This window comes from Acetobacter oeni, from assembly GCF_011516825.1.
Classification (GTDB): domain Bacteria; phylum Pseudomonadota; class Alphaproteobacteria; order Acetobacterales; family Acetobacteraceae; genus Acetobacter; species Acetobacter oeni.
Map to the genome: position 1 here is coordinate 20,366 of NZ_WOTA01000004.1, position 14,840 is coordinate 35,205.

At 59.3% G+C, this 14,840-nt stretch carries 15 protein-coding genes and 2 tRNA genes; 6 read left to right on the plus strand and 11 right to left on the minus strand.

What is annotated here, in order from left to right:
• Positions 1-75: 75 nt before the first annotated feature.
• Positions 76-1,140, minus strand: coding sequence for an alpha-E domain-containing protein (locus tag GOB90_RS03635; RefSeq protein WP_146885846.1), 1,065 nt, complete (start codon positions 1,138-1,140; stop codon positions 76-78).
• On the minus strand, positions 1,122-2,588 hold the full coding sequence (locus tag GOB90_RS03640) for a circularly permuted type 2 ATP-grasp protein (protein WP_261765918.1): 1,467 nt from the start codon (positions 2,586-2,588) through the stop codon (positions 1,122-1,124). The genes GOB90_RS03635 and GOB90_RS03640 overlap by 19 nt, the downstream gene beginning before the upstream one ends.
• A gap of 262 nt (positions 2,589-2,850) precedes the next feature.
• On the opposite strand from GOB90_RS03640, the gene GOB90_RS03645 reads away from it, so the two are divergent.
• Positions 2,851-3,714: a DUF1217 domain-containing protein gene (locus GOB90_RS03645; RefSeq protein ID WP_146885849.1), complete on the plus strand. Its 864-nt coding sequence runs from the start codon at positions 2,851-2,853 to the stop codon at positions 3,712-3,714.
• Between the two features lie 24 nt (positions 3,715-3,738).
• Here the strand turns inward: GOB90_RS03645 and GOB90_RS03650 are convergent, their stop codons facing one another.
• Positions 3,739-4,533, minus strand: coding sequence for an alpha/beta fold hydrolase (locus GOB90_RS03650; RefSeq protein WP_146885851.1), 795 nt, complete (start codon positions 4,531-4,533; stop codon positions 3,739-3,741).
• 183 nt (positions 4,534-4,716) lie between these two features.
• Here GOB90_RS03650 and GOB90_RS03655 point away from each other — a divergent pair, with 183 nt between their 5' ends.
• Positions 4,717-6,195 carry a pyridoxal phosphate-dependent decarboxylase family protein gene (locus GOB90_RS03655; protein ID WP_146885854.1) on the plus strand — a complete coding sequence of 493 codons (1,479 nt, stop codon included), beginning with the start codon at positions 4,717-4,719 and terminating at the stop codon, positions 6,193-6,195.
• A 20-nt stretch (positions 6,196-6,215) separates the two neighbouring features.
• Here GOB90_RS03655 and cobT read toward each other — a convergent pair whose 3' ends face one another.
• The 3 genes from cobT to GOB90_RS03670 form a co-directional block, all read right to left on the minus strand.
• Positions 6,216-8,123 (minus strand): cobaltochelatase subunit CobT, encoded by a 1,908-nt coding sequence (cobT, locus tag GOB90_RS03660; RefSeq protein WP_146885856.1) that lies wholly within the window; start codon positions 8,121-8,123, stop codon positions 6,216-6,218.
• A 124-nt stretch (positions 8,124-8,247) separates the two neighbouring features.
• Positions 8,248-9,240, minus strand: a complete 993-nt coding sequence (gene cobS / locus GOB90_RS03665; protein ID WP_146885858.1) for a cobaltochelatase subunit CobS — start codon at positions 9,238-9,240, stop codon at positions 8,248-8,250.
• 40 nt (positions 9,241-9,280) lie between these two features.
• Positions 9,281-9,886 carry a J domain-containing protein gene (locus GOB90_RS03670; protein ID WP_146885860.1) on the minus strand — a complete coding sequence of 202 codons (606 nt, stop codon included), beginning with the start codon at positions 9,884-9,886 and terminating at the stop codon, positions 9,281-9,283.
• Between the two features lie 89 nt (positions 9,887-9,975).
• Here GOB90_RS03670 and GOB90_RS03675 point away from each other — a divergent pair, with 89 nt between their 5' ends.
• Both GOB90_RS03675 and GOB90_RS03680 read left to right on the plus strand, forming a co-directional pair.
• Positions 9,976-10,287, plus strand: a complete 312-nt coding sequence (locus tag GOB90_RS03675) for a BolA family protein (RefSeq protein WP_146885862.1) — start codon at positions 9,976-9,978, stop codon at positions 10,285-10,287.
• Positions 10,284-10,856 (plus strand): LolA family protein, encoded by a 573-nt coding sequence (locus tag GOB90_RS03680; RefSeq protein WP_146885864.1) that lies wholly within the window; start codon positions 10,284-10,286, stop codon positions 10,854-10,856. The genes GOB90_RS03675 and GOB90_RS03680 overlap by 4 nt, the downstream gene beginning before the upstream one ends.
• A gap of 99 nt (positions 10,857-10,955) precedes the next feature.
• Here GOB90_RS03680 and GOB90_RS03685 read toward each other — a convergent pair.
• From GOB90_RS03685 to gpt, 5 genes are all read right to left on the minus strand, one after another.
• Positions 10,956-11,032 (minus strand) — tRNA-Arg (locus GOB90_RS03685).
• Positions 11,033-11,120: 88 nt separating this feature from the next.
• Positions 11,121-11,432 carry an ETC complex I subunit gene (locus GOB90_RS03690; RefSeq protein ID WP_146885866.1) on the minus strand — a complete coding sequence of 104 codons (312 nt, stop codon included), beginning with the start codon at positions 11,430-11,432 and terminating at the stop codon, positions 11,121-11,123.
• 39 nt (positions 11,433-11,471) lie between these two features.
• A tRNA-Pro gene (locus GOB90_RS03695) sits at positions 11,472-11,548 on the minus strand.
• 14 nt (positions 11,549-11,562) lie between these two features.
• The gene (locus tag GOB90_RS03700; RefSeq protein WP_146885868.1) at positions 11,563-12,501 is read right to left on the minus strand and encodes an N-acetylmuramic acid 6-phosphate etherase; all 939 of its coding nucleotides are present in this window, start codon (positions 12,499-12,501) and stop codon (positions 11,563-11,565) included.
• Between the two features lie 3 nt (positions 12,502-12,504).
• Complete coding sequence (gpt, locus tag GOB90_RS03705) at positions 12,505-12,990, minus strand: xanthine phosphoribosyltransferase (protein ID WP_146886054.1); 486 nt, start codon at positions 12,988-12,990, stop codon at positions 12,505-12,507.
• Positions 12,991-13,152: 162 nt separating this feature from the next.
• Between gpt and GOB90_RS03710 the strand changes: the two genes are divergently transcribed.
• Both GOB90_RS03710 and GOB90_RS03715 read left to right on the plus strand, forming a co-directional pair.
• Positions 13,153-14,388 (plus strand): MFS transporter, encoded by a 1,236-nt coding sequence (locus GOB90_RS03710; RefSeq protein WP_146885870.1) that lies wholly within the window; start codon positions 13,153-13,155, stop codon positions 14,386-14,388.
• On the plus strand, positions 14,381-14,827 hold the full coding sequence (locus GOB90_RS03715) for an NUDIX hydrolase (protein WP_338077421.1): 447 nt from the start codon (positions 14,381-14,383) through the stop codon (positions 14,825-14,827). Before GOB90_RS03710 ends, GOB90_RS03715 begins: the two co-directional genes overlap by 8 nt.
• Positions 14,828-14,840 lie beyond the last annotated feature (13 nt).

A 14,840-nucleotide genomic window follows, 5' to 3' on the forward strand; every position in this document is an offset into this window, starting at 1 on the left:
ACACGTATAATAGGAAAAACAGATGGGGGTTGCCCACCTGTATTCTCAGATTTTTGCTTTATTGTGACCGTGTGCTCAGGATTGGGATTGAGTCTGACCGCTGGCCGGAGCCGGCTCAGGAGATTCAGCAATTATTGCGGCCATGCCAGGCTTCGGCCAGAAGGCGCCGGCAATTTCAGTCTGGATAACCTGCAGCTCATGCTGAATCCAGTCATTGAATTCATGCAGACCTCTCACGATGATTTCCTGCGCTGTCTGCTGACCAAGAATATTCCGCAGGTGCTCGATACGACCAACGATAGGAGAAGCGCCCCGAAGGTAATAATCGCGGCGAAGCTGCGTGAGATTGCCGTGCAGCAGGCGCAGATTTGTTGAAAGCGAGCGGGGAAAGGCCTCGCTCTTAAGGAGAAAGCCGACGATGCTTGAGGGCCGGATATCGGCCGTCATGACACGGCGATAGGCGTGATAGCCCGCCGCGGAACGCAGGACGGCAGACCACTGACTGATATCCACTTCAGAGCCGACGCCCGCCTCGGACGGAAGCAGCGTGTGATATTTGATATCAATGAGGCGCGTGATCTGGTCGGCGCGTTCCAGATGCCGGCCGGCGTTGTAAAAAATACTGGCCTGATCGCGATAAAATGTTCCTTCGGTAATGCCGGTATGGGTCTGGCACTCCTGTTTTATGCGGGCGCAAAGCTGAAAGATCTCGCTCGGGCGAATATCCTCCCTGCCCAGACCGCGAATGAATTTTGTAAAGATGTTGAGCTGGGACCACATTTCCGTGGAAATAACGGGGCGGAGCGAGCGGGCATTTTCCCGCGCGGCATGAGCAAGTGAAACAATCGAAGTCGGGTTTTCCGTGTCGATCGTATAAAAAGCGATAACACTCCGGGCTGTGGTCGCATCATGCGTGGCGAAGAACCGTTCCTCATCGGCATTGATCTGCACGATGCCGCGCCAGCCATCGGAGGCTCCGCTGCGAACGAAGGTCTCGGTAACGTCGATGATGCGGGCCAGGTTTTCGATGCGCTCCATATATCGCGCCAGCCACATGGTACATTCCGCATAACGGGACAGCAGCGGTAGCGGAACGGTCGCGATCGGATCTATGGTCGTAGTCATTGTGCAAGCACCCATGTGTCCTTGGACCCGCCGCCCTGTGACGAATTGACGACGAGTGATCCGCGACGAAGGGCCACCCGCGACAGACCGCCGGGAAGGACCCAGGTGGAGTGTCCGGTAACGGCGAAAGGACGCAGATCGACGTGTCGAGGTTCAAGGCCGTTCTCGCACAGCGTCGGTGAAACGGAGAGACTGATGACCGGCTGGCTGATGTAGTTTGCCGGATCGGCTTCCAGCTTGGTTCGAAACTCAGCAAGCTCGCCTTTTGTGGCGTGAGGACCGATGATCAGGCCGTAGCCACCGGATTCCCCGACGGGTTTGACGACCAGTTCCGCGAGATTGGCGAGCGTGTAAGCTAGGCCTTCGGGCTCGGCGCAGATATGTGTCTCGACGTTGGAAAGAACCGGCTCTTCCGAAAGATAGTAGCGGATGATGCGGGGCATATAGGCATAGACGGCTTTGTCGTCGGCAACGCCGGTGCCAATGGCATTGGCAATCGTGACGTTATTCTTGCGGTAGGCTTCGACGAGGCCGGGAACACCGAGCATACTTGTCGGGTCAAAGGCTTCGGGATCGAGAAAATCGTCGTTCAGACGGCGGTAGATCGAGTGGACGGGGCGCAGACCAGCGGTTGTACGCATATAAATGCGGTCGTTTTCGGCGACGAGATCGCGGCCTTCAACCAGTGGCACGCCCATTTCACGGGCGAGAAAAACGTGTTCAAAATAAGCCGAATTGTAGATTCCGGGAGAGAGCAGAACGACCTGCGGATCGGAAACCCCTGCCGGCGCCAGTTCGGCAAGCGCATTCTGCAGGCGCATGCCGTAATCATCCACCGGCATCAGATCTATCCCGGCGGCAATATCAGGCATGACGCGAAGCGTCGTATGGCGGTTTTCGATGACATAGGACACACCGGACGGAGTCCTCACGTTGTCTTCCAGCACAAGAAACCGGCCGGAATCGTCACGGACCAGATCTGTGCCGCTGATGTGGACGTAGGTACCGCCGGGCACATCCAGTCCGATCATGGCAGGACAGTAATTTGCATTCCCCAGAACGAGATCGCGCGGAATGACTCCGTCCCGGAGAATGTTCCGGTCGTGATAAATATCCCACAGAAACATATTCAGGGCCCGGACACGTTGCCGGACGCCGGCGTCAATGTGCTGCCATTCCGGCTGCGTCAGAATACGCGGAATGAGATCGAACGGCAGAATACGATCAATAGCATCGCGCTCGGAATAGACAGTGAAAGTGATTCCGAGATTGTAGAGCTCCTGTTCGGCCTGTTTCGCACGGGCGCGCAGGTCATGAAGAGGCAGGCTGGTGAGGCGGTCACGGATAAGATCAATCCGGGGATCTGACGGGCCACCACTGTTTGTCAGTTCGCAGAAGAAATGACCATTCCGGTAATCTGAGAAAAGACCTGAGCGGTCCGGAATATCGTGTCCGGCTGGTATCTGTCCCGACGATACGTCGATTTTATCAGCCAATGCCTGCTCCTGCCAGTTTTCTCTTTCGAACACTGAAGGCCCGGAAGAGTTCATTACACTCAAGCAAGAAAAACTTCAGGCGCCAAGCCATAAATGGTGTTCGAGGCCTGAGCCGCCCGGAGGACCCTGGGCGGGAAGACAGTTAACCCGTTGTTAAATTAAATCTTTCAGTCTGCGGATACCTGTTCATATACGGCTGCAAAACGCGGTCGATCTGGAGGCTTGTTTCATGTCCGGCACTATTTCGGGTCTTTCACCCGTTTCGACCTATCTCGCTGACGAGAGCAATGAGACGAAGGCTGCTGAGACCTATGCGAAAACGGACTCCACTGTGAGCAACTACGTCAAATCCTTTGAAGAGACGGCGCCTGGCATTACTTCCGCTGATGCGCTGCTGAAAAATTATAAAGCGCTGACCGTCGTCCTGGGGGCCTACGGTCTGAGCTCCCTCGCCAGCGAAACGGCTCTGGTGAAAGACTTGCTGACTCAGGACCCAACCTCATCGACGTCTGTGGCAAAAAAATCAGACAATGCGACCTGGCTGAAATTTGCCGAAGCGTTTTCAGCATGGAATGAAGTGTCGACTTCCTCATCTTCTTCCTCGACATCTCCTTTCGCCGATCCAACGGCACTGGAGAGTACTGTTTCTAACTATGAACAGCAGGCATACGAAACGTCGCTTGAAAGCTCTGATTCGACCACGGGAACAGTGTCCGGCGTCGGGAACGCCCTCTATTTCACCCGATCCATGACCACCAGCATGACACTTGATGACATTATGTCGGACTCAAAGCTTCTGACCGTTGTTGAGACAGTTTCCGGCTTTAACCCAACGCAGTTTGGCGCTCTGAATTATGACGAGCAGAAACAGTTGCTCAGCAAAGCCGTTAATCTGACGGATTTTTCTTCGACCAAAAAAATTCAGCAATATGCTGAACGCTACCTGGCAACCCTTCAGTACGCGCCACAGACCGTGACAAAGACCAATACGCTGCTCTCGCTCTATGGCGCGGATGGAAGCACGAATTCGACGCTTAGTCTGTTTGGCATAACATCGTCCAGCACATCACTTATCTCACAACTGTTCGGATAAAATCTGAATTCCTGTCCGACACGGTTATTCCGGAATACAATGTTCCAGAAACAGGCTGATGGCAGTTTCAACGTCCCCGGGTGCTTCTTCCGCAAGAAAATGCAGACCGTTGATCGCATGACCTTCCGTCGGAGCAGATGTTACATCGCACCAGCGTCTGACAGGATCATACCATCCGCCGATGCGACCGGATGCCGCCCACAATACGAGAACCGGGCACCGGATCGGATGACAGGCAGCCGCCCAGGTAACCGTTCTGGCATGCTGCCATATTGATGCCGACAGGTAATCTGCCACGGCTTCCGGAGCAAATACACTCTCTGCCGGGAGTGGTTTTTCCAGCCATTCAGCGGGAACCGGTATCGTATGGGATTCCGGCTTGGGATGGAGTTGCGCAAACCAGCAACTGTTATACTGAGCAAGCGAAAAAGCCATGTCGTCCCGCCCCTCGTGAGTGGCGGCGGGAAGGGCCTCCATGAGAACCAGGGCCTGAACGCGGTCCGGTGCCGTGGCCGCTGTGAGATAACCCAGATGAGCACCGTAATCCTGTCCGACAATCACGAATTTATCGTGTCCCGTGATCGTTGCGAGCGTCAGAAGATCATTGACCTGCTGTTCCGGTGAACGCTCCGGGTGAAGATCCGGACAAATGACCGTGTAATATCGGGCAAGCAAAGGTCCGACACGATGCCACATGACATGCGTTTCCGGACGACCATGCAGAAGAAAGATCGCATCCGGCGCGGTGCCACCGGACCGGAAACGATATCGCACACCCTGCACGTCCTGCGTGACGAGAGAAAAACCCTCAAAGAACATGGACTTGCATTTCTCCCGATATCATAGCCGACCTGTGCTGGGCCGGAGGCTCTGCTACTGATTTTACTGACTTGCAATGCTGGCTGAAAAGTCATTTTCCGCTTCTCAGAAGCGCAGCAACTTTATGTTAAAGCCGGTTTCACGACTGCCGGCGAGTGTAAATTGTATCAGGGACAGATCTGAATGACAGACTACGAATTTTCTTCTTCGTCACTTGATCCGTCCGGCAATGACTGGGAGCAACTGCGAACACAGGGGCATCGTATGCTCGATGCCATGATCGATAATCTCGCCACGTTGCGGGACAGGCCGGTCTGGCAGCCCGTGCCCGATGCCATCAGGACAGGTTTTCGTGAGGCTCCTGTGCCCCGGAAAGGCGAAGACCCGGCCGACTTCTTTGATCATTTTGCCCGCGAAGTTCTGCCATATTCCACAGGAAATCGGCATCCCGGATTTATGGGCTGGGTGCATGGCGGCGGAACGGCGATCGGTATGCTGGCAGAGATGCTGGCGGCGGGACTGAACGCCAATCTCGGGGGCAGGGATCATGCGCCCGTGGAAGTCGAACGCATGGTTATTCGCTGGGCAGCCACGGTCATGGGGCTGCCGGAAACAGCCTCCGGTCTGCTGGTAACCGGCTCGTCGATGGCAAATTTCATCGCGGTGATCGTCGCTTCCCGCGCACAACCGGATGGCGTGAAAATGCGGACCACCGGACTACAGAGCCGGAAACTCACCGGCTACGCGGCCCGGACGGTGCATGGCTGCGTGAGCCGGGCTTTCGATCTGGCTGGCCTGGGAACGGAGGCACTTCGTCTGATCCCGGTGGATGAGGCCTTCCGTATGGATGTGACTGCGCTCAGAAAGATGATCGCGGCGGATCGGGCTGCCGGGCTGGAACCATTCCTCGTGGTCGGCACGGCAGGCACGGTGGATACGGGGGCGATCGATCCGCTGAATGACATTGCGGCGGTAGCAAAGGCAGAAGGTCTCTGGTTTCACGTCGACGGCGCATTCGGGGCACTGGCTGTTCTGTCAGACCGTTTCCGTCCCGCGCTGGAGGCAATTGGACAGGCCGACAGTCTGGCGTTCGATTTTCACAAATGGGCGCAGGTTCCCTACGATGCAGGCTGCGTAATCGTTCGCGATCCGGTCCGCCATGCCGCCGCTTTCGCGCAGACTCTGTCTTATCTGTCACGCGAGGATCGGGGACTGGCGGCGGGAGCCCCATGGTTCTGCGATCTGGGTCCGGATCTGTCACGCGGCTTCCGGGCGCTGAAAGTGTGGGCAACCCTGTCCGTCTATGGCACGCAACGCCTCGGAGAAATGGTCGATCACTGCTGTGATGTGGCACAACATCTGGCGGCACGGGCAGAGCGTGAACCGAAGCTTGAACTGATGGCGCCGGTTTCCCTGAATATTGTCTGTTTTCGCGTAAGCCTCGCGGATGGAAATGAAGCGGCGCAGGATTCGTTCAATGCCGAACTGGTCAAAGACCTTCAGGAAAGCGGCATTGCCGCGCCATCTACAACGCGGATTGGCGGCCGGCTGGTCATCAGGGCGGCGATCGTCAATCACCGGACGACGCGGGCGGATGTGGACCAGATGGCGGACGCAGTGCTGGACCTGGCGGCGCGGCGAAGCCTGCCCGCGTCCGGCTGATTTTCAGAAGCCTGTGTCTGTCAGGCGGCCTGAATGCGGCGGCCCGATCTGCGATCTTCGTCGAACAGTTCCGAGAGTTTTTTCATCATCGTTCCACCAAGTTCTTCCGCGTCGGTGATCGTGACGGCGCGACGATAATAACGCGTGACGTCATGACCGATCCCAATGGCGATAAGTTCAATTTCCTTTCTGTTTTCGATACTCGCAATGACCTCGCGCAGATGATCTTCCAGATAGGAGCCGGGGTTAACGGAGAGCGTGCTGTCATCAACGGGCGCGCCGTCCGAGATGACCATGAGAATGCGGCGTTGCTCATGACGCACGCGCAGTCGGCGGGCGGCCCAGAGCAGAGCTTCTCCGTCAATGTTTTCCTTGAGCAGCCCTTCGCGCAACATCAGACCTAGGTTGCGGCGGGCACGCCGGAGCGGCGTGTCGGCAGCCTTGTAGATAATGTGGCGAAGATCGTTGAGGCGACCGGGATTCGGCGGCTTCCCCTCAGCAGTCCATTTCTCCCGACTCTGTCCGCCTTTCCAGGCCCGGGTCGTAAAACCGAGGATCTCCACCTTCACACCGCACCGCTCCAGGGTCCGGGCGAGGATATCGCCGCACATGGCAGCGACCGAAATCGGTCTGCCGCGCATGGAGCCTGAATTATCGATCAGCAGGGTAACGACCGTATCGCGGAACTCAGTTTCGCGCTCGCGTTTGTAAGAAAGCGAAAGCATCGGATTGACGACTATACGGGAGAGACGGCCTGCATCCAGGATGCCTTCCTCAAGGTCGAACTCCCAGGCACGAGTCTGCTGCGCCAGCAGTTTGCGCTGCAGGCGATTGGCCAGTTTTGAGATCACGCCGGAAAGACTGGCAAGCTGAAGATCAAGCTGCTGGCGCAACCGACTCAGCTCATCCTCATCGCAAAGATCTTCCGCCGCCGTTTCTTCATCGAACTGCGTCGTATAGGCGTGATAGCCACTGGCAGTATCGCCAGGCGTAGCGTGCCTGCCTTCATTCGGACCGGACGGGTCGCCTGAGCCTTCGCCCTCGCCACCTTCGGCATCGGATGTCTCGTCCGGCTCTCCGGCTTCGCCCGACTGCTCCATAAGCTGCGGCTCCGGGCCGCCATCCTGTTCCTCTGTGTCGTCGGAGGGGGGATGATCCTCAGTTTCCGGAGGCGGCTCTTCGCCGGCCTCTTCATCCTGAGACATATCCACGTCCCCGTCCTCGTCACTGTCCGGACGTTCGGAGTCCATTTCGACAAGAGAGCAGGCCGCCATCAGGCTTCGGGCCGCGCGGGAATAGGCCTCCTGATCGTTCTGAGCGGCGGCAAGTCCGGAAAGAGCGGTCTGCGCTTCCGGAGGCAGCTCCCGGCTCCAGTCATTGAGAAGAGCGCGGGCAGATGTCGGCGCCGGGCGGCCACTGAGTTTTTCGCGGGCGAGCAGACCGAGCGCGAGAGCGGTCGGGAGCTGCTCCCTGCTGGTCATGTGCGGAATGCCGGCATCGGTGCATTCCTGCTCCATGCGCCGGTCAAGATTGGCGGCAACGCCCTGCATGTAGCGTGAACCGATGGCTTCAATTCGGGCCTGTTCGAGCGCGTCGTACACGGCCCGGGCCGTCCCGTCGTCGGGCTGGCGGGAACGGTGCAGGTCAGCATCATGATGCCGCAGACGCAGAGCCGCGGCATCGGCTGCGCCGCGAACACGGGCGGCTTCATCTTCCGTGGCATGGCGGGAAGGCATGGGCAGCCGCACCGGACCATCCTGATCAAGCGCCCCCGGCGGCATGTTGCCTGCATGGAAGGTGACTTCCGTGTCTGTCCGTCCGCCGATGGCCCGCAGGACACCGACCGTATTGCGGCGGAACGCTTCGGCCTTTTCGGCAGCTACGTCCGACGGGCTCGAGGCGTTCGGGGCACTGGGGCGTTCGGCCATGTCCGGTCGTCTCCTGCGGGCCGGGAGCATGACGTTATCCGGCTACGGAACGCATCCCCGGCGGTGTATCCTGGCGGTCTTCAGATCGGTGCAGGCGTGTTCACCCGCAACGGACTATATGGCTTCAGCGCTTAGGCTTTGCGAGCGGGTCCACATTGAAGCAGCGCTGGTAGTATTCCGCGACCATCGCGCGCTCGGCTTCGTCACATTTGTTGAGGAAGGTAACGCGGAAAGCGAAAGCAATATCGTGGAAGATACGGTCGTTCTCGGCCCAGGCAATCACGGTGCGCGGGGACATGACAGTCGAGATGTCGCCAGCCATGAAGCCGGAGCGGGTAAGGCCAGCCAGCGCGACCATGTTATCGATCGTCTGTTTTGCCTTTTTATCGTCCGGCGCGATGCCGAGTTTCGACTGAACAATGGCGACCTCCTGCTGGTGAGGCAGGTAGTTCAGCGACGTAACGATATTCCAGCGGTCCATCTGGCCCTGATTGATCTGCTGGGTGCCATGATAAAGACCGGTCGTGTCACCAAGACCCACAGTGTTGGCCGTGGCAAAGAGGCGAAAAAACGGGTTGGGACGAATCACGCGGTTCTGATCGAGCAGCGTGAGATTGCCGTCGACCTCCAGCACGCGCTGGATGACGAACATCACGTCCGGACGTCCGGCATCGTATTCATCGAAGACGAGGGCACAGGGATGCTGAAGACACCAGGGCAGCAGACCTTCGCGGAATTCGGTGACCTGCTGACCATCTTTCAGAACGATGGCGTCCTTGCCGATCAGATCGATGCGCGAGATGTGGCTGTCGAGATTGATGCGGACACAGGGCCAGTTCAGCCGGGCCGAGATCTGCTCGACATGCGAGGATTTACCCGTGCCGTGGAAGCCCTGGACAAGAACGCGGCGGTTGAAGGCGAACCCGGCAAGAACGGCCAGGGTCGTGTCATGGTCGAATACGTAGGACGTATCAATTTCCGGCACGTGCTCCGTGCGGATCGAAAAGGCCGGAACTTTCATATCCGTGTCGATGCCGAAGACGTCGCGGGCGGAGACTTCGAGATCCGGGACCGAGATGGCGGATGTGGGGACCAGTTCGTCGCTCGCTTCGTTCATGATGAATCCGTTCATTGTGTTGCGGCAGAGCCTGCCACGATCAGGCAGATTTTTCGAGACCGCCGTCGCTGTTCGATGCGAAATGGGCACGCAGGGTCGAGTAGGCCACATTGATGACCTTCAGTTTCTCTTCTGCATCCCGGTCGCCATGATTAATATCCGGGTGATGCTTTCTCGCGAGGCTTTTATAACGCGCCTTTATCTCGTCGAATGACACGGGCCATTTCAGCCCCATCGTGCTGAGCGGCTCGCGCAGGGGCTCCGGCGTCTTCGGCTCGCGCGCCTTGCGATGACGTCTCGCCCGGTCAGCGCGGGAAGCGTTGAGCACATCCAGCGGGTCCAGAATGTCTTCCTCGCTGAACGGCTGACGACCGATATGGCCGACTTTCCAGGACGGCCGGTCCCAGGAAACGTCGGAGCGCAGCTGGGCCTCGATCTGGATCGCGCTCATCCCTTTATAATAATCCCAGCGGGAATTGTACTCCCGGACATGATCCAGGCAGAACCAGAAATATTCGTTCAGCGTCGTACGTGACCGGGGGGCGCGATAACCGGCTTCTTCATCACAGCCGGGCGCGTCACAGCACTGCCGTGGCGCATCCGGATCGGGATCAAAGGCCCGATGGCGTGTGTTTCGTCTCCTCATGCGACCTGTTATGTGTGCCCCTGCGGGCGCTGCGCAAGAGGGATTTCGGTGTAGCTGACCCGGAAAACGATCTGAGAGGACGGCGTGTAATGGCATCAGAGGCAACAGGACCACGTGCGCAGCGCGTCAGGAAACTGCTTGAGGAGAAGCTGTCTCCCGTAACGCTGGAGATCGTGGATGAGAGCGATCGCCACGCCGGTCATGTCGGTCGCCCGCGTGGACCGCAAGAGGGAATTGCCGAGACTCATTTCCGGTTGGCGATTGTGAGCGAAGCGTTCGACGGGGTGTCGCGGGTCGCGCGCTCGCGCAGAGTGCATGCCCTTCTGGAGCCGGAATTCGCTGACGGCCTGCACGCACTTGCGCTCTCACTTCGCACGCCAGCCGAGACAGCCGCCCGATGAGACCCGGCCTGTCCCGGCGGACGATGCTTCTGGCCGGACTGGCCCTGGCCGCCTGCGCGCAGTCGGGCACGGCAATACTCTCGGGCGGCGATCAGCACGATATTGCCCGGGTTGAAGCCTATTTCAACAATCTGACATCGTTGCGGCTTCTGTTTGAGCAGACTTTTATTGATGGAGGGCACGGTTCGGGGGTGATGAGCTACGCTCCGGGCAGCTTCCGGCTGGATTATTCCGTACCGCGTGGAATGACACTCGTGGCCGGAGACGGGCACCTGGTGCTGAGCAACCCTCAGACCGGCGCTGTCACGCGGATGGGACTGTCGCACACGCCTCTGGGGCTCCTTCTGGCGCGACCGGTCAGGCTCAGCGGTCCGGTGACAGTCACCTCGGTCAGGCGCTCTCCGGGCGTTCTGCAGATGTCGATGGCCAAAACGGACCGAATGTCGGATGGCCTGCTAACACTTCAGTTCGCCGATACGGGCGAAACGCTGACACTCTCCGGAATCGTGCTGGTCGATGACCGGCAGCATGTCACGACGTTACAGATCAGGGGCGCCGCATCGCCGTAGCCGGATGAGAACAAACCGGCCATCGCTGGAATGGCATCCCATCGTCCGACTGTCAGGATAATTACGACAGAAACTATATTTTTCAGGTAAAGAAAAATCTGGCGCGCCCTAATGGATTCGAACCATTGACCCACAGCTTAGAAGGCTGTTGCTCTATCCAACTGAGCTAAGGGCGCGCAGCGGAGCACTTCGGCTCGTGCCTGGGTTTTATCGGAGGTTCTTCCTGGAAAAACAAGGGGCTTATACAGCCCGGAACCTGAAGATTCAGTGCGTCCAGTTCTCGACACGATTAGCCGCGAAATTATCCGCGTAAACTTTTGGCTTGCGTGTATGAGCCGGGGCAGGCTGCTCAAGATTATACGCGATAGCATGTTTCCTGGCATACGCCACCGCAGCATCGCTGCTCTCGAAACGAAGACGAACCTGCGACTGCGTATCTCTGCTGCTGCCCGTCCAGCCCATCAGCGGATCAGGGTGACGCTGAGCGGACTGACCGTAATCAAGAACCCAGGTATGAGTGCCGTGAAAACCCGACTGGCCGGCAGCCTTGGGCTGCCTGTAGATCCGTGTCGTCATGCTTGCCCTCTCCGGTGCAGTCACGTCATCGTATCGAAATGGTCGGGGCGACAGGATTCGAACTTGCGACATCCTGCTCCCAAAGCAGGCGCTCTACCAGGCTGAGCTACGCCCCGACACAGGGCGGTGTTTAAGTATCTCGCCGGCTGCTGGCAAGTCCCAATTCGTTGATCGCGTTACGAAGATTATCGCTGTTGCGGGAAAGTGCAGCCAGCGCCTCATCTCTGTCCGTTCCGCGCGCGATAAGAACAGCCGGTTTAACGTGCCCGTCCGTCTGCTCCAGAGCGATTCGGGCCGTCGCTTCAGGGCAGGCGGCAAGCCCCATCACCATCCGGACAGCCCGGCGGCGCAGTTTCGCGTTCCGACTGCGCATATCGACCATCTGAGCACGATAAACGCGTCCGAGACCGGTCATCAGGGTCGTGGAGAGCAGATTCAGAACGATTTTCTGGGCGGTTCCGGCCTTCATGCGTGTCGAACCGGCGATCGGCTCGGCACCGGTGCCAACGAAGACCGGACACGCCGCACCCAGAAGCAACGGTGTCTCAGGTACGTTCGCAATGCCGATGGTCAGAGCCCCCGCGCTGCGGGCCGCTTCGACAGCAGCAACAGTGTAAGGGGTGCGGCCACTGGCGGCGACGCCGACAAGAACATCATCAGGTCCGATAGCGGCCTCCCGCACAGCAGCACGGGCGGCGACCTCATCGTCTTCCGCGTTTTCCACGGCATTCAGAAGTGCGCCCGGTCCCCCCGCAATCAGGAGCAGCAACCGTTCCGGTGGCCAGTTATAAGTCGGCTCAAGCTCCGCACCATCCTGCGCCGCGAGCCGTCCTGAGCTTCCGGCCCCGGCATAGATCAGCCGTCCTCCATTGCGAAGACAGGGCAGGGCGGCTTCCGCCGCGACAGAGAGGGCAGGGAGGGCTGAGGAGACGATTGCGGCAGCCGCAAGCTGGGATTGCCACAGAGCACCGAGTTGCGTGGAAACCGGCCAGGTATCGAAAGCATCGAAAGCGGGATCGGCACCTTCGGTGGCCGGTAAAGGCTGGCCAGACTGAGCAACACCGGACATGATTTACGCAGTCGGTGCCGGCTTGCGGGCGAGCGGCGGCACGAAGAGCGGCGCGGTATCCCACGGAAACAGAACCCAGGTGTCCTGCGGTACCTCGACCACGAACAGATCCGTAAGAGGCTTGCCGCTGGGCTTGGCATAGAGGCACGCAAAAACCGCTTTCGGCAGGCGCTTGCGAACAGCCTGCGCGGTCACACCGGAATCGACCAGATCGTCGATAACCAGGAATCCGTCTCCGTCTCCCGCAGCGACCGGGTCTTTGATGATCCGTGGCTCTCCGCGTTCTTCCTCGTTCTGATAGGTAACGACGGAAATACTTTCGATCAGCCGGCAGTCCAGTTCGCGGGCAATGATGGCAGCAGGAATCAGGCCCCCGCGCGATACGGCAACGATCCCCCTGAATGGCCCGCGTGACATCAGTGTTTCCGACAGAAGCCGGGCATCGCGATGGAGCTGGTCCCATGTCACGGTTGCGTAATTGGTTGCCATCTTTGCCATAGCCTTTCAGTGGTCCCGGAACGCGCCGCGTCGCCACCGGGAGGCGGTTGGGACGAGCGTTAAAGGCTGGTATTGCCCGTGCGCCGGGTCATTTGCAACGCGGATCATTATCAGCCCCGTGCCAGAGCGCGCGCGGCCTGCTAGAGACGCTGCATGTCTGAGCAAACCATGACCGATACAGCCCTGCTTCGTCAGCCGGGACTGCTGGCCTGTCTCGTCGGGCGCAATGTCGCCGCCTTCTCATCCCAGGTGCAGTCCGTGGCGGTCGGCTGGCAGATCTACGCACTGACACACAGTGCCGCCGCCCTGGGATTCGTCGGCCTGATGCAGTTCCTGCCCATGTTCGCTCTGATCTTTCCCGCCGGACACGCAGCGGATCAGTTCAACAGACGCCGGATCGTGATGATCTGTCAGATCGTTGAAACCTGCTCGGCCGCCATCATGGCGATCCTCTCTTTTGAACACGTCCTCGGACCCTGGGGCATTTACGCAATGGTGATGCTGTTCGGAGCCTGTCGCGCATTTGAAATGCCGGCGCAGCAGACATTTTTGCCTTCCCTGGTCCCCGCGTCACTGTTTCCGAAAGCATCGGCGCTGTCATCCTCGCTGTTCCAGGTGGCCTCCATAGCCGGCCCGTCTCTTGGCGGCGTGCTCTACGGGCTGGGCGCGGATACCTGTTACGCACTCTGCGCCATCGGATTCGGTGTCTCGGCCGTGGCGACAGGTGTCATGCGGCTGCAATTCACAGTGCGCCCCCGGCAGCCCGTGACACTGGAATCCGTTTTCGGCGGGATCGCTTTCCTTCGCGGTAAACCCGCCATGCTGGGTGCGATCTCTCTGGATCTGTTCGCCGTGCTGCTGGGCGGCGCGACCGCGCTGCTGCCGTTGTATGCGGACACTATCCTGCATGCGGGATCGACCGGCCTGGGCCTGCTCCGGGCCGGCCCGGCAGTCGGAGCCATGCTGATGGCGGGAATTCTCACCCGCTGGCCACTCAACCGTCATGCCGGGAGAATCATGTTTCTGAGCGTGGCGATTTTCGGCGTGGCGACGATAGTCTTCGGGTTGTCCCGCTCAGTCGCGGTATCCGTGATCGCGCTGATGGTGCTCGGCGCCGCCGACGTGGTGAGCGTCATGGTCCGTGGCGCCCTGGTTCAGCTGGGCACACCGGACGAAATGCGGGGCCGCGTCTCGGCGGTGAATATGCTGTTTATCGGCTCATCGAATCAGCTTGGTGAGTTTGAGAGCGGCATGGTGGCGAGTGCCATAGGGGCCGTTCCCGCCGTGGTGCTCGGTGGGATCGGCACCCTGATCGTTACGGTCCTCTGGATGCGTCTGTTTCCAGGGCTCCGTGACCTCGACAGACTGGATGAAATTACAAGTGACTGAAACGATACCGGGTCCGCGCGGAGGTGTTCTCGCGGTCATGCAACGAGACAGCGACCGGGCATTTCTGCTCGTCCGCAGGGCCAATCCGCCCGATGCGGGGCTCTGGGGATTCCCTGGCGGAAAGATCGAGCCAGGCGAGGAAATGCGGTGCGCGGCGGTGCGGGAACTGAAGGAAGAAACCGGGGTGGAAGCTAAGGGCGGCGACGTTCTTTCTGTGTTTGATTCCATCCATCGCGCCGAAAATGGCCAGCTGCTGTTCCACTATCTGATCGTCGCCGTGCGTTGCCGTCCGGTCGATCCGCTTCTGCCGCTGGCGGCGCGCGCCGGCGATGACGCGCTGGAAGTCGGCTGGTTCGACATCGCGGCAATACGCGCTCTGGGCAAGCGGGCCAGCGCCGGATTACTGCCTCTGGCCCTTCTGGCGGAGGAACGGATGTGACGGTCTTCTCCTT

Bases quoted from the DNA above. Each gene is read 5' to 3' on its own strand.
- GOB90_RS03635 (WP_146885846.1), bottom strand. From the start codon at position 1,140: ATGGGTGCTTGCACAATGACTACGACCATAGATCCGATCGCGACCGTT.
- GOB90_RS03645 (WP_146885849.1), top strand. From the start codon at position 2,851: ATGTCCGGCACTATTTCGGGTCTTTCACCCGTTTCGACCTATCTCGCT.
- GOB90_RS03650 (WP_146885851.1), bottom strand. From the start codon at position 4,533: ATGTTCTTTGAGGGTTTTTCTCTCGTCACGCAGGACGTGCAGGGTGTG.
- GOB90_RS03655 (WP_146885854.1), top strand. From the start codon at position 4,717: ATGACAGACTACGAATTTTCTTCTTCGTCACTTGATCCGTCCGGCAAT.
- cobT (WP_146885856.1), bottom strand. From the start codon at position 8,123: ATGGCCGAACGCCCCAGTGCCCCGAACGCCTCGAGCCCGTCGGACGTA.
- cobS (WP_146885858.1), bottom strand. From the start codon at position 9,240: ATGAACGAAGCGAGCGACGAACTGGTCCCCACATCCGCCATCTCGGTC.
- GOB90_RS03670 (WP_146885860.1), bottom strand. From the start codon at position 9,886: ATGAGGAGACGAAACACACGCCATCGGGCCTTTGATCCCGATCCGGAT.
- GOB90_RS03675 (WP_146885862.1), top strand. From the start codon at position 9,976: ATGGCATCAGAGGCAACAGGACCACGTGCGCAGCGCGTCAGGAAACTG.
- GOB90_RS03680 (WP_146885864.1), top strand. From the start codon at position 10,284: ATGAGACCCGGCCTGTCCCGGCGGACGATGCTTCTGGCCGGACTGGCC.
- GOB90_RS03690 (WP_146885866.1), bottom strand. From the start codon at position 11,432: ATGACGACACGGATCTACAGGCAGCCCAAGGCTGCCGGCCAGTCGGGT.
- GOB90_RS03700 (WP_146885868.1), bottom strand. From the start codon at position 12,501: ATGTCCGGTGTTGCTCAGTCTGGCCAGCCTTTACCGGCCACCGAAGGT.
- gpt (WP_146886054.1), bottom strand. From the start codon at position 12,990: ATGGCAACCAATTACGCAACCGTGACATGGGACCAGCTCCATCGCGAT.
- GOB90_RS03710 (WP_146885870.1), top strand. From the start codon at position 13,153: ATGTCTGAGCAAACCATGACCGATACAGCCCTGCTTCGTCAGCCGGGA.